This window comes from Arenibacter lacus (assembly GCF_008711145.1).
Lineage (GTDB): Bacteria > Bacteroidota > Bacteroidia > Flavobacteriales > Flavobacteriaceae > Arenibacter > Arenibacter amylolyticus.
On sequence record NZ_VVIN01000027.1, the window covers coordinates 1 to 12,608 of the forward strand.

Annotated in this window: 12 protein-coding genes; all 12 read left to right on the plus strand. The window is 43.8% G+C overall.

The features are described from left to right. Positions 1–1,872 (plus strand): vitamin B12 dependent-methionine synthase activation domain-containing protein (locus F1E73_RS09495; RefSeq protein ID WP_150451779.1); only part of this gene is annotated, 1,872 nt, incomplete at its 5' end. A 416-nt stretch (positions 1,873–2,288) separates the two neighbouring features. Beyond that, a complete protein-coding gene (gene metF / locus F1E73_RS09500) occupies positions 2,289–3,242 on the plus strand; it encodes a methylenetetrahydrofolate reductase [NAD(P)H] (protein WP_086475548.1) in 954 nt (317 codons plus the stop codon). Between the two features lie 224 nt (positions 3,243–3,466). Beyond that, on the plus strand, positions 3,467–4,567 hold the full coding sequence (locus tag F1E73_RS09505) for an acyloxyacyl hydrolase (protein ID WP_086475499.1): 1,101 nt from the start codon (positions 3,467–3,469) through the stop codon (positions 4,565–4,567). A 13-nt stretch (positions 4,568–4,580) separates the two neighbouring features. Then, complete coding sequence (locus F1E73_RS09510) at positions 4,581–5,360, plus strand: head GIN domain-containing protein (RefSeq protein WP_150451780.1); 780 nt, start codon at positions 4,581–4,583, stop codon at positions 5,358–5,360. An 84-nt stretch (positions 5,361–5,444) separates the two neighbouring features. Then, positions 5,445–6,521, plus strand: coding sequence for a serine hydrolase domain-containing protein (locus F1E73_RS09515; protein ID WP_086475501.1), 1,077 nt, complete (start codon positions 5,445–5,447; stop codon positions 6,519–6,521). Positions 6,522–6,852: 331 nt separating this feature from the next. After that, complete coding sequence (locus F1E73_RS09520; protein WP_086475502.1) at positions 6,853–7,644, plus strand: 3-keto-disaccharide hydrolase; 792 nt, start codon at positions 6,853–6,855, stop codon at positions 7,642–7,644. Between the two features lie 135 nt (positions 7,645–7,779). After that, positions 7,780–9,117 carry a Gfo/Idh/MocA family oxidoreductase gene (locus F1E73_RS09525; protein WP_150451781.1) on the plus strand — a complete coding sequence of 446 codons (1,338 nt, stop codon included), beginning with the start codon at positions 7,780–7,782 and terminating at the stop codon, positions 9,115–9,117. A gap of 221 nt (positions 9,118–9,338) precedes the next feature. Next, on the plus strand, positions 9,339–9,770 hold the full coding sequence (locus F1E73_RS09530) for a BLUF domain-containing protein (protein WP_086475505.1): 432 nt from the start codon (positions 9,339–9,341) through the stop codon (positions 9,768–9,770). Between the two features lie 58 nt (positions 9,771–9,828). Beyond that, positions 9,829–10,596, plus strand: coding sequence for a molybdate ABC transporter substrate-binding protein (modA, locus tag F1E73_RS09535; protein ID WP_150451782.1), 768 nt, complete (start codon positions 9,829–9,831; stop codon positions 10,594–10,596). After that, positions 10,589–10,990: a TOBE domain-containing protein gene (locus F1E73_RS09540; protein WP_150451783.1), complete on the plus strand. Its 402-nt coding sequence runs from the start codon at positions 10,589–10,591 to the stop codon at positions 10,988–10,990. The genes modA and F1E73_RS09540 overlap by 8 nt, the downstream gene beginning before the upstream one ends. Beyond that, the gene (gene modB / locus F1E73_RS09545; protein WP_086475508.1) at positions 10,990–11,661 is read left to right on the plus strand and encodes a molybdate ABC transporter permease subunit; all 672 of its coding nucleotides are present in this window, start codon (positions 10,990–10,992) and stop codon (positions 11,659–11,661) included. The genes F1E73_RS09540 and modB overlap by 1 nt, the downstream gene beginning before the upstream one ends. Continuing rightward, the gene (locus F1E73_RS09550; RefSeq protein WP_150451784.1) at positions 11,658–12,530 is read left to right on the plus strand and encodes a sulfate/molybdate ABC transporter ATP-binding protein; all 873 of its coding nucleotides are present in this window, start codon (positions 11,658–11,660) and stop codon (positions 12,528–12,530) included. The genes modB and F1E73_RS09550 overlap by 4 nt, the downstream gene beginning before the upstream one ends. Positions 12,531–12,608: the final 78 nt, after the last annotated feature.

Below are 12,608 nucleotides of genomic sequence, written 5' to 3' on the forward strand. Positions count from 1 at the left end.
GACGATATCCCCAAAGACCTTTTAGAGCATGTAGAAGATGTAATTCTCAATAGACGTGAGGATGCTACAGAGCGCTTGTTAGATTTTGCTGAATCTGTAGTAGGGAAAGCGAAAGAAAATAAAGTAGATCTGTCTTGGAGGGAAGAACCCCTGCAAAACCGTATCACCAGAGCCCTAGTAAAAGGGATAGATCAATATGTTGTAGAAGATGTAGAAGAGGCCAGGCTTAGTGTAGCGGCACCCATTCAAGTGATTGAAGGTCATTTAATGACGGGAATGAACGTGGTGGGAGATCTTTTTCAAAGCGGGAAGATGTTTTTGCCACAGGTGGTAAAATCGGCCCGAGTTATGAAGAAAGCAGTTGCCTACCTATTGCCGTTTATTGAAGAGGAAAAATTGAAGAACCCCTTGCCCGAAGGGGAAGAATCCGCTGCCGGAAAAATATTGATGGCTACGGTGAAAGGCGATGTGCACGATATTGGAAAAAATATTGTGAGTGTGGTCTTGGCCTGTAACAACTATGAGATTGTAGACTTGGGGGTAATGGTACCACCAGAGAAGATAATTAATGTTGCCAAGGAAGAAAAAGTAGATATCATTGGCTTAAGTGGCCTTATTACGCCTTCCTTGGACGAAATGGTGTTCCTTGCCAAGGAGATGGAGCGACAAAATTTTACGGTTCCCTTGTTAATTGGGGGGGCAACTACTAGTAAGGCCCATACGGCGGTGAAGATAGATCCCCAGTACAAGAATGCGGTGGTGCACGTAAACGATGCCTCGCGAGCCGTGACCGTAGTGGGGGATTTGTTGCAGAAAGAAAGTGCTTCCAACTACAAGGAGAGTATAAAAATGGATTATGCCGAATTTAGGGAGAGTTTCCTGAAAAGGGGCCGACGCAGGGAGTATATAAAACTGGAAGATGCCCGGGCAAATAAATATCAGGTAGATTGGGAAAAATCCCAAATTATAAAGCCTAATAAGTTAGGCATACAACTTATAGAGAATATGGACCTAAGGGAATTGGTGCCTTTTATAGATTGGTCCCCTTTCTTTAGAAGCTGGGAGTTGCACGGAAGGTATCCCAATATTTTGGAGGATGAGGTGGTTGGCCAACAGGCCAAGGAGCTGTTTGCCGATGCCAAGGTAATGTTGAAAAAGATCCTGGACGAAAACCTGTTTCAGGCTAAGGGTATTTTTGGACTCTTCCCTGCAAATACCGTGAACGATGACGATATAGAACTTACCCATAATGGGGAGAAGACCTATTTTAGGACTCTTAGGCAACAGTCTAAAAAATATAAGGATAGACCTAATTTGGCCCTTGCCGATTTTATAGCGCCCAAAGATAGTGGGATAACAGATTACGTAGGCTGCTTTTGTGTCTCCGCTGGTTTTGGTTCCGATGAACTGGCTAATAGTTATCGGGATAATTTGGACGATTACAACAGTATATTGGTAAAGGCGCTGGCCGACCGATTTGCGGAGGCGTTTGCCGAATATTTACACTTGGAAGTGAGAAAGGTGCATTGGGGCTATGCTTCCGAAGAAGCCTTGGATAATGAAGAATTAATTAAAGAAGAGTACAAGGGAATTAGACCGGCACCCGGTTATCCTGCCTGTCCAGATCATTTGGAGAAACTTACCATTTGGGAACTGTTGCAGGTGGAAGAAAAAATTGGGGTGCAATTAACGGATAGTTTGGCTATGTGGCCGGCAGCCAGTGTTAGTGGCTATTATTTCGGGAATGAAGAGGCCCGATATTTTGGACTCGGAAAAATCAAGGAAGATCAGGTAGCCGATTTTGCAGCGCGGAAAGATATTCCTCTGGAAGAGGCTAGTAAATGGTTAGCGCCCAATATCGCAGATGATTAATTGGTTGATTTGGAGATGTGTTGATTTGGAAATTTGCTAATGCATTGATAATGTAACAATGTAGCAATTGGTTAATGTAACAATGGGTTGATTTGGAGATTTGCTAATGAAATAATGTAGCGATGTACTAATGTAACAATGTGCCAAAGTAGCAATGAACCAATGTAGCGATGGGCTAATAATATGCTATAGATTTCATTAGATGATTTATTACCGCGTTAGGGATAGGAACGATATCTTTTTTAGGGCTTGTTCCTAAAAAAATTTAGTGGATAGCCCGGCCCTTTAGGGAAACGCCATAATCCATCATCGGACTGCAAGCATAGTAAGCAAGACTACTTGTGGGATAATGGGAATAAGGGAATGTTGAATTTTTAAAATAAGGGCCCTCTGTTGGGAGGGCAATGGGAAAGACCATGAAAGTAACAGAGCATTTGGAAAACGCAAAGGGGAAAACTTTGTTTTCGTTTGAGATTGTCCCGCCAGTGAAAGGGAAGAATATTCAGGAGTTGTACAACAACGTGGATCCGTTGATGGAATTTAATCCGCCTTTTATAGATGTTACCACCTCAAGGGAAGAGTTTGTGTACATAGAAAAAGACGGGTTGTACGATAAAAAATTGACGCGTATGCGGCCTGGGACGGTAGGGATATGCGCTGCGCTACAACATAAATACGGGGTAGATACAGTTCCCCATGTGCTATGTGGCGGCTTTACCAAGGAGGAAACGGAGTATTTACTGGTAGATTGCCATTATTTGGGTATACACAATGTGATGGCTTTAAGGGGTGATGCCCGAAAAGGGGAACAATATTTTACGCCTACGCCAGGCGGACATTCTTATGCCACGGAATTGGTAGCGCAGATTCAAAACCTTAATTCCGGAAAATATTTACACGATACCGCAGAAAGTGAAAATTGTGGCGATTTCTGTATTGGGGTGGCGGGTTATCCAGAGAAACACATGGAAGCTCCTTCCTTGGAATCGGACCTTAGAAGGTTAAAGGAAAAGGTAGATGCCGGTGCCGATTATGTGGTAACCCAAATGTTTTTCGACAATAGTCGCTACTTCCAGTTTGTAGAGGCCGCAAGGGAAATGGGTATAGAAGTGCCCATTATTCCAGGGATAAAGCCCATAGCGGTAAAGCGTCATATGCATATACTACCACAAGTATTTAAAATAGACCTACCGCAAGATTTGGTAGATGCTGTAGACGGTTGTACTAATAATGCGGCGGTAAGACAGGTGGGGATAGAATGGGCTATTCAACAATCTAAGGAGCTAAAAGAGGCCGGGGTGCCCGTATTACACTATTACTCCATGGGGAAATCGGATAATATAAAAGCCATTGCCGAAGCCTTGTTCTAGGCGTATAGCAACCTTTAAAATCCACCAGCTAATCGTTGCTGGATCTTGATAAAACTGTTTTTAATAGCCCCCGGGATGGTCCTGGGGGTTTTTGTAGCAACACTTAAACCCCTCTTGCGTAATTGGGTCTTTTGGAAGAGGGAGGCTTCTACTTATAGAAGCTGTTTTTAGATCTAAGGATTCCCAAATTTGTCCTTTTTAAATTTTCCCTACATTTGCTCTTAATGAAACGATGTCTATTTCTATTATGCTGTCTATGGACGGCATTTTGTTTTTCACAGGACGGGAAACAGAGTGCGAGTTATACCTTGGACATCAACCAGTTTTATGGTTCGGTGCTCTTGCACAATAATTATATTTCTCACCTAATAAGTTCACACCCGGGCGGACTAATAGCGAGTTTTAACCGCAAGACCTATGGGGAAAAGGAATGGCATCAACGCTTTAATTATCCGGATACTGGCCTCTCCTTTGTTTATCAGAACATGAACAACAGCACCCTAGGGGAGAATTTTGGACTGTATGCGCATTATAATTTTTATTTCTTAAATAGAAATCTCCAATTTAGGCTGGGGCAGGGGGTAGCTTACAATACCCATCCGTTTAATAAGCACAACAACTTTAGGAATAATGCCTATGGCACCCATTTGTTGAGCTCTACCTATATAATGCTGAACTATCACAAAGAGGAAATCATTGATGGATTGGGCTTTAAGGCGGGACTCTCCGTTATTCATTACTCCAATGCCAATGTGAAGGCGCCCAATACCTCAACCAATACCTTGGCGTTTAACCTAGGGCTTACCTATGATCTGCAGCGAGGATTGGAGAAGGAGTATGTTAGAACCGAGGATACAACATCCTACGCCGAGCCGGTGCGATATAATCTGGCTTTTAGATCTGGAATCAATGAGAGTGATGTTGTAGGTTCTGGGCAGTTTCCATTTTATATTTTTTCTGCTTATGCCGATAAGCGGTTAGGAAGAATCAGCGCTTTGCAACTGGGAACAGATCTATATTTTTCCAATTTTTTAAAGGAATTGATACGCTACCAGTCCATTGCCTTCCCCGAATATGGAGTACAGCCTACGGACGATTATAAGCGGGTAGGGCTGTTTGTAGGGCATGAGTTATTTATAAATAAAATGTCTATTATTTCCCAATTGGGGTATTACGTTTACTACCCCTTCGATTTTGAGGGAAGGGTATACAACAGGATGGGCTTAAAGCGGTATTTTACGGATAAGATCTTTGGCGCCATCACCTTAAAGTCGCACGGCGCCAAGGCCGAAGCGGTAGAATTTGGGGTGGGGATAAGGCTATAATAAAAGAGGTGATATGAGGAGCTTATTTTTTAGGAAATTACATAAATGGAGCCTATTGTTGGTACTGCCCTTATTTTTCTGGAACTGCAACAGTGAAAATGCACCCGATTGCTTCCAGAACGCCGGGCCTATAACCAAGGAGGTGGTGGCCGTGCCTAATTTTACAAAAATCACCGCCTATGAAAATGTAAGGGTAACCATTGTGCAGGGAGCAGAAACAAAGGTAGAAGTAGAGACCGGGAAGTACTTGCGCAATGATGTATCCGTTACCGTAGAGGAGGGGAGACTATTGCTTAGGGATACCAATTCGTGCAATTTCACCCGGAAGTATGGCCTAACTCATGTATATGTAACCGTGCCTAATCTTACGGAAATTAGAAGTGGTACCGGACTGGCTATTAAAAGTGAAGGGGTGTTGTCCTTTCCTAACTTAGCGCTTATCTCGGAGAGCTTTAACAATCCGGAAGCCAAATTCACCAGTGGGGAATTTAACCTGAATCTAGACGCTGAGTCGGTACGAATCGTTTCCAACGGGCCTTCTTACTTCCAATTGCGTGGCCAAACTAAAGATTTTAATGTCCTATTTGCAGCAGGGGATACGCGCTTGGAGGCCGCTTCCTTAAAGGCAAATGCCATAACTGTTAGTCATAGGGGGTCTAATGACATGCTTGTTAATCCGCAAACCTCCTTAACCGGTGTATTGCGCGGTACCGGGGACGTGATTAGTTTTAATAGACCGCCCGAAGTAGCAGTGGAGGAATTGTATAAGGGAAAACTTATCTTTATAGAGTAAGGCTGGTTTTGTGGGAAACGGTGCCTAGTAACTCTCAAGGGGATTTTTTAGTGAAAATTAATAGTGGATCAGTAGCGTTGTTCAATGAGACCCATTCAAAAATATGTAAGTGATTTTTTGGCCTCCCGTAGGCTAATGGGGGAAGATGTGCAGCTAGCAGGGATGTTGGAAGCAGATCGGTTACTTCAACAGCTGGTCCATGATAATACAATTCCAGGGCTTGCTATCAGCGTGCGTAAAAATAACCAGCCCTATTTTCAAAAAGGATATGGATATGCTAATTTAGAGGGGCAGGTGCTGGTAGACCCCCAGCGTACCATCTTCAGAATAGCCAGTATCTCCAAACCAATAGCAGCAACCGCCTTGGCGGTTATGGTGAGGGAAGGGCTGCTAGATCTGGATGCTTCCATTTATAAATACCTGCCTTATTTTCCCAGGAAAGAATACGATTTTACCCTTCGGCATCTAGCGAGTCATACCGCTGGAATTAGAGGGTATAGGGGGAGGGAATACGGCCTGGACCTTCCTATGGATAGTAGGGAAAGTCTAAGGATTTTTCAGGACGATCCCCTGCTTTTTAAACCGGGAAGCAATTATAGCTATACCAGCTTTGGCTGGGTGCTAATATCCTTGGCGATGGAAGAGGTGAGCGGTGTGTCTTTTGCGGACTATGTGAAGAAAAAGGTGTTGGAGCCCTTTCAGATGAAGGACACATTTCCAGAAATTCCAGGGGAACAACCTCCCCAAATGGCCCATTTTTATACGAGGTATAGGGCCGGATTTAAGAAGGCCATTCCCGTGGATAATCGCTATAAACTTGCTGGGGGCGGTTATGTGTCCACCGCGGTGGATGTAGCTAAATTTGGGCAGCAGTTTTTAGACACTTCCCTTATAGAGGCGCTTAATATGCAGCAGTTCCTTACCGCAGAGGTGATAGGTAGTAGGGAAACCCATTACGGATTAGGGTGGGAAATTAATCAAGATGCCTGGGGGAGGCCAACTTTTGGGCATATAGGTAAAGGGGTAGGTGGCTATGCCGTTCTGTACGTTTACCCCGAAGAGGAGATGGTTTTTTCCCTCCTTGTTAATTGTACCAATCCAGGAATACAGGAAACCCTAGACATGGTAGTGGCCCTGCTGATTGGTGGTTTAGAGAAATGATTTTTTTCCCAGTTGTTGCCAAGGAGAATTTTACCAAGTGATGGTGTAGTGGTTTGCTAGTCCTAGCTCTTCCTTCCTCCATATTTTCTAGATCCAAAGTAGGTGAGGTTGCTGGCTACTGAATTGATGAAAAAGCTAGGTGTTTTTTTAAATTCCATGGCGTTAAGTTGTGGCCATTTCTTGTCTACCATGCTTCTCAAAAAAATCGAGGGTCGGTTTAACTCCAAATCGCAAAGAAAATGTGGGTTTTCCTAATTTTTCCAAGGGAGGTAGTGGGATTCTTGGCTAAATTATTTATCTTCATGGTTTGCTTAAAATTTAACAGATAAAAATGAAGAAAACTATTGCTCTTTTTGTCTTCGCACTTGCGATGACCTCATGTAAAATGAATCAAAAGTCGAAACCTGAAAGTGTGGAAGCTACAGCCGAAACCGAGGATTGGATCTATCTTTTTGACGGTACCTCTACCGAGGGATGGCGTGCCTATAACGGGGATAGCCTTCCTCCAGGATGGACTATTAAGGATAGTACGCTGACCTTTGATACTGAACTGGGAATGGAACAGGATTATACAGGGGGCACGGATATTATTTATGGTGCCGAAGAATTTGACAATTTTGAGTTATACGTAGAATGGAAGCTGCCGAAAGGCGGAAATAGTGGTATTTTTTATCACCTAAAGGAGAACATACCCAATGAGGGTCCGGCTACCATTTCTCCGGAATACCAATTGATCGATGATGAGAACTATGCCGCTATACACGATCTTACCGAATACAATTTAAGCTTGGGGAATACAGAGAATCCGGCTGAACTCCAGCCCTTGCAGCAGACTGCATCGGATTATGCCATGTACCCTGCAGATCCGGACAAGAAAGTATTGAATCCTGTCGGGGAGTGGAATACCACCAAAATAGTATTCACCCCTGAAAAGGTAGAGCACTGGCTAAATGGACAGAAGGTATTGTCCTTTGTGCCTTGGTCCGAGGACTGGTACGAAAGGAAAAATACCGGAAAGTGGAAAGACGCCGAAAACTACGGTCGCTTTAAATCCGGATATATCGGATTCCAAGATCACTCTAGCCCTATCTGGTTTAGGAATGTAAAGATTAGAAAACTATAAATACCCTGTGGCGGTAATCCGGTTTTGTCGGATGCCGCCACATTCTTTAAAAGGAGATCTTTCTTTTAAAGGAAGCTGGGACGCCATGCTGATCCCACTAATGAATAACCGCCACTAAAAAAAACTAAGAATTTAATGAAAAAAAGAGACTTTCTAAAGGGAACCGCAGCAATAGGTTTAACCGCCCTTTTACCCGCTTCTATCTGGGCTATGTCTAAAAATGGCCGTTTGCGTACCGCCCATATTGGGGTTAGTAATATGGGGGGAGCCGATTTGGCTTCCATTTCATCCCATCCGTTGGTAGATGTAGTAGCCTTGTGCGATGTGGATGCCAACGCCTTGGCAGAGGCCAAAAAACTACATCCCAATGCAGCTACCTATAAAGATTATAGGGTGATGTTGAAGGAATTGAAAAATGGGATCGATGCCGTTATTGTATCTACGCCAGACCATACCCATGCACCGGCTTCTATGATGGCCATGGACTTGGGTAAACCAGTCTATTGTCAAAAACCCCTTACCCACCATGTGGCGGAGGCAAGGGCAATGCGTAAAAAGGCCAAGGAGAAGAATTTGGTGACCCAAATGGGAATCCAGGTACATTCTTTTTACGATTATAAATTGGCTACCATCCTGATTCAATCTGGGATTATTGGAAAAGTAAAGACCGTACGGGCCTGGTCTCCTAAAAACTGGGGCTATGACGGTCCAGAACCTACAGGCTCTGATCCTGTGCCAGAGAATTTAGATTGGAATCTTTGGTTGGGAACGTCTGCGGAAAGGCCTTATAAGGTAGGGTATTACCATCCGGGAAACTGGAGAAAGTTAATGGATTATGGTTGTGGTACCTTAGGGGATATGGGAGTTCATATTTTTGATACCCCCTACAACGCCTTGGAGTTGGATGTGCCCATGACTATTAAAAACGATTGTAGGGAGCCCAATGGATTTGGATTCCCCGAGAAGAATACAGTAACCTATACGTTTCCACAAACCCCCTACACGGCAAAAACCTTGAAATGGGTATGGTACGATGGACCAGGAGCTCCAGAAAAGCATAAAGATCTGGAATTGCCAAATAACGATAAGCTACCGGAGCAGGGAGCTATGTTCATTGGTGAAAAAGGGAGGTTGCTCTTGCCACACTTTATGGAGCTTCCAAGGCATATTGTAGATGGGAAATATAAGGAATTGGATCTCTCTGTGGTAAAGGATTCCGATAATTTGGGCGAGCCGGTTAAGAGTTATGATGAAGAAGAGAAAAAGCATTATCACGAGTTTGTAGATGCTTGTTTGGGTAAGGCGGAATGCAGTGCACCTTTTGATTATTCGGCCCGACTCACAGAAACTATCCTGCTAGGCGTTATCGCTGGTCGTTTCCCAAATAAAACATTGCATTGGGATAGCAAAGCAGCAAAGTTTGCAGAAGAGGAGGCTAATCAATATTTGGATGCCCCCTATAGAGATTTCTAAAAGCAGCGAACAATAAAAAGGATATTCGCCTCATTAAAAGCTTGGTATAATTCCTTATTTAGGAATGTACCAAGCTTTTGTTTTACCATGCTTGGATGGAGATAAGGCAGGTTGAGCCGTAATAATTTAAGTTGATCTAGCTGCTCAATTCCCTGGGATGCTGGTTGTAATAGCGCCCATTTAGGAGCATTTAATTTTGTAATTTGCATCAAATTAATCCTATGTTTCAGCTTACTTACAAATCCAAGGCTTCGGAATTTATGAGCACGGACGATGTTGCGGCGATTTTGAAAACCGCTAGGGACCGTAATAAGGAAAAGGGAATCACCGGGTGTTTGGTATTTCACAATAACTGCTTTGTTCAGATTATTGAGGGAAAAAAGAAGCAGGTAAAATCCTTGTATCAGGAGATTGTTAAGGATAAACGGCATGGAGATATCCAACTGATATGGGAAGGGGAGATAGAAGAACGGTCTTTTTCCGATTGGAGTATGGGATATTTCGATCCCGCTGAAGCTGGGGTCCACCATTCGGATGCAAAAGAATTTGAACAGAATTTATTGTTGCTTTCCGAACTCTCCGATTCTCACTCGGCAACCTTAAGGATGTTTTGGCTGGGCGTGAAAAAGCTTCTCATCGGGGAAGGTTGTTAAGGGAAATTCTTCTGGGATTTAGGGATATGGAAAATTCTAATGCAATCTTATATTCGACATGATTAATCGGTTGGGAATCTTGGTTTTGTTGTTGTCGCTCCTCCTTTTAGGGGTAGCTTGTCAAGAGAGCGATGCAAATAAAATACGGGTGGCGGTGGCCGCCAATATGCAGTTGCCCATGGAGGCAATTGTAGCGCGGTATACCGAAAAATATGGGGTGGTTTGTGAAATGATGATTGGGTCTTCCGGGAAGTTAACAGCACAGATTGTAGAAGGGGCTCCTTACGATGTTTTCGTAGCGGCCAACATGAAATATCCAGAAGCAGTCTATATGGCCGGGAAAGGGATGGAGGCTCCCCGTAGGTACGCCAACGGGAAATTAATTCTATGGTCCGTAGCGCTGTCCAAGCCCATTTCCGTGAACACTCTTAACGATCCCGAAATAAACCATATTGCTATGGCGAATCCCATGACCGCACCTTACGGGGTGGCGGCTATGGAGGTGATTGAGCACTACGGTCTTTATGATCAACTAAAACATAAATTGGTGTATGGGGAGAGCATAGCGCAAACCAACCAATTTATAGCCTCTAAGGCAGCGGACATTGGTTTTACAGCCTTATCCACGGTGAAGGCACCTAGGATGAAGGACAAAGGAAGGTGGTTAGAGGTAGATGCTAAACAGTATTCCCCCATCACCCAGGGCATAGTGCTAATAAAAAGGGAACGGGAGAATGAACAGCAGCTTCAGCAATTTTACGATTTTCTTTTTTCCGAGGAAGTCGCGCTCCTATTGAAAGAATTTGGATATTTGATGGATGAATAGTTTTAAGGGACATATTTTAGAGGTGGAGACCGTAGGCAATCTGTCTTTGGTAAGGGTAGCTCTTGGTAAGAACACCCAATGGGTATCCGTGGTTTTGGATACGCCACAAACGGCTCCGTATTTGGTTCCCAGGGAGGATATTAGGGTATTGTTTAAAGAAACCGAAGTAATCCTCAACCTTCAGGACCCCAATTTGCTCAGTGTGGATAATTACCTAAAGGGAACGGTGAAAGAGGTAGAAGCAGGAGAAATTTTGAGCCGATTGGTGCTAGATACGGAAATAGGTGAGCTGGTGGCAGTAGTGGGTTCCAAAAGTTTAAAAAGACTGGGGCTAGACCGCAATATGTCGGTTTTGGCCATGGTAAAGATGAACGAATTAATACTGGCACCCTAATGGATTGGCAACCTCTTGTACTAACTTTTAAACTGGCCTTTGTTACCACTATTATTCTTTTGGTGATTGCGGTACCTATAGCCAACTGGTTATCTAGCACTCATTCTAAAATGAAACCCGTGGTAGAAACCCTGGTGAGTATGCCCCTGGTATTGCCACCTACGGTTCTGGGCTTTTATATGCTAGTAGCCTTTAGTCCGGCCAATTTTTTTGGTAATTGGTTAAACGAATGGTTGGGAATACGGCTGATATTTTCTTTTGAGGGACTTGTGGTGGCTTCCATCATCTATAGTTTGCCCTTTATGGTACAGCCGCTTCAGGCGGGACTGGCCTCCATTTCCCCTACCTTGAAGGAGGCGGCCTATACCATGGGAAAGTCTAAACGCACCACCTTGTTCAGAATACTGTTGCCTAATATTAAATCTTCTATACTCACGGGGATAGTGCTAACTTTTGCCCATACCGTGGGCGAGTTTGGCGTGGTGTTGATGATTGGGGGCAATATGCCTGGGAAGACCAAAGTGGCCTCTATTGCTATTTATGATGAGGTGGAAGCGCTAAATTATGCTGCAGCCAATAATTACTCCATGATTTTGTTTGCCATTACCTTTGCTATTTTACTATTGGTGTACCTCATTAACGGAGGGTATTTAAAACGCTATTCGCGATGATCGAAATTAACCTGACCAAAAAATTGCGGTCCACGGGAGGGAGTATGCTCTTAGACTTGGAACTTAAGATTAAGAAGGGGGAGTTTGTGAGCTTGTACGGAGTGTCCGGAGCAGGTAAAACTTGCACCCTAAGAGTATTGAGTGGCTTGCTTACCCCAGATAAGGGGAGGATTGTGGTAAACGGAACTACCTGGTTCGATGCAGGGAGGAAAATAAATCTATCACCCCAACAACGAAAGATAGGGTATGTTTTTCAGGACTATGCCCTTTTTCCCAATATGACGGTCCGGCAGAATCTGGAATTCGCACTTCAAAAAGGCCAGTCTAAATCTATAGTGGATAATTTGGTGGCTATTGTGGAGCTGGGCGATTTTCTAAATAGAAAACCCAGTACCTTGTCTGGCGGACAACAGCAGCGGGTAGCTCTAGCGAGGGCATTGGTACAACGTCCCGAAATATTGATTCTGGACGAGCCCCTATCTGCACTGGATCATAAGATGAGGTCTAAACTTCAGGAGTATATTTTAAAAGTACACAATGCTTTTAATTTAACCACCATTCTAGTTAGTCATAACATTGGGGAAATCGTAAAACTTTCCAATCATATTTATGAATTACACAACGGTCGCGTAGTCCGTGAAGGAAAGGCCTTGGATTTTTTTAATGCCGAAAGAAACAGTGCTAAATTTAGGTTTACGGGAGAGGTGATCCATATAGAGAAGGAGGAGGTAATCTATGTGGTCTCTGTGTTGGTGGGCAATTCGGTAGTGAAAGTAGTGACAGACCGTGAAGAAGCCCTTGCTTTGACCCTTGGAGACCAGGTATTTGTGGCTTCTAAAGCCTTTAATCCTATTTTAGAGCGCATTTAAAGGTGGGTAATAGTATACTGCCTTTAGCTGCTAATCGCGTGGTAGCGGCTATGCTAGGGGCAGGGAAGTTTTAATTAT

Bases quoted from the DNA above. Each gene is read 5' to 3' on its own strand.
- metF (WP_086475548.1), top strand. From the start codon at position 2,289: ATGAAAGTAACAGAGCATTTGGAAAACGCAAAGGGGAAAACTTTGTTT.
- F1E73_RS09505 (WP_086475499.1), top strand. From the start codon at position 3,467: ATGAAACGATGTCTATTTCTATTATGCTGTCTATGGACGGCATTTTGT.
- F1E73_RS09510 (WP_150451780.1), top strand. From the start codon at position 4,581: ATGAGGAGCTTATTTTTTAGGAAATTACATAAATGGAGCCTATTGTTG.
- F1E73_RS09515 (WP_086475501.1), top strand. From the start codon at position 5,445: ATGAGACCCATTCAAAAATATGTAAGTGATTTTTTGGCCTCCCGTAGG.
- F1E73_RS09520 (WP_086475502.1), top strand. From the start codon at position 6,853: ATGAAGAAAACTATTGCTCTTTTTGTCTTCGCACTTGCGATGACCTCA.
- F1E73_RS09525 (WP_150451781.1), top strand. From the start codon at position 7,780: ATGAAAAAAAGAGACTTTCTAAAGGGAACCGCAGCAATAGGTTTAACC.
- F1E73_RS09530 (WP_086475505.1), top strand. From the start codon at position 9,339: ATGTTTCAGCTTACTTACAAATCCAAGGCTTCGGAATTTATGAGCACG.
- modA (WP_150451782.1), top strand. From the start codon at position 9,829: ATGATTAATCGGTTGGGAATCTTGGTTTTGTTGTTGTCGCTCCTCCTT.
- F1E73_RS09540 (WP_150451783.1), top strand. From the start codon at position 10,589: ATGAATAGTTTTAAGGGACATATTTTAGAGGTGGAGACCGTAGGCAAT.
- modB (WP_086475508.1), top strand. From the start codon at position 10,990: ATGGATTGGCAACCTCTTGTACTAACTTTTAAACTGGCCTTTGTTACC.
- F1E73_RS09550 (WP_150451784.1), top strand. From the start codon at position 11,658: ATGATCGAAATTAACCTGACCAAAAAATTGCGGTCCACGGGAGGGAGT.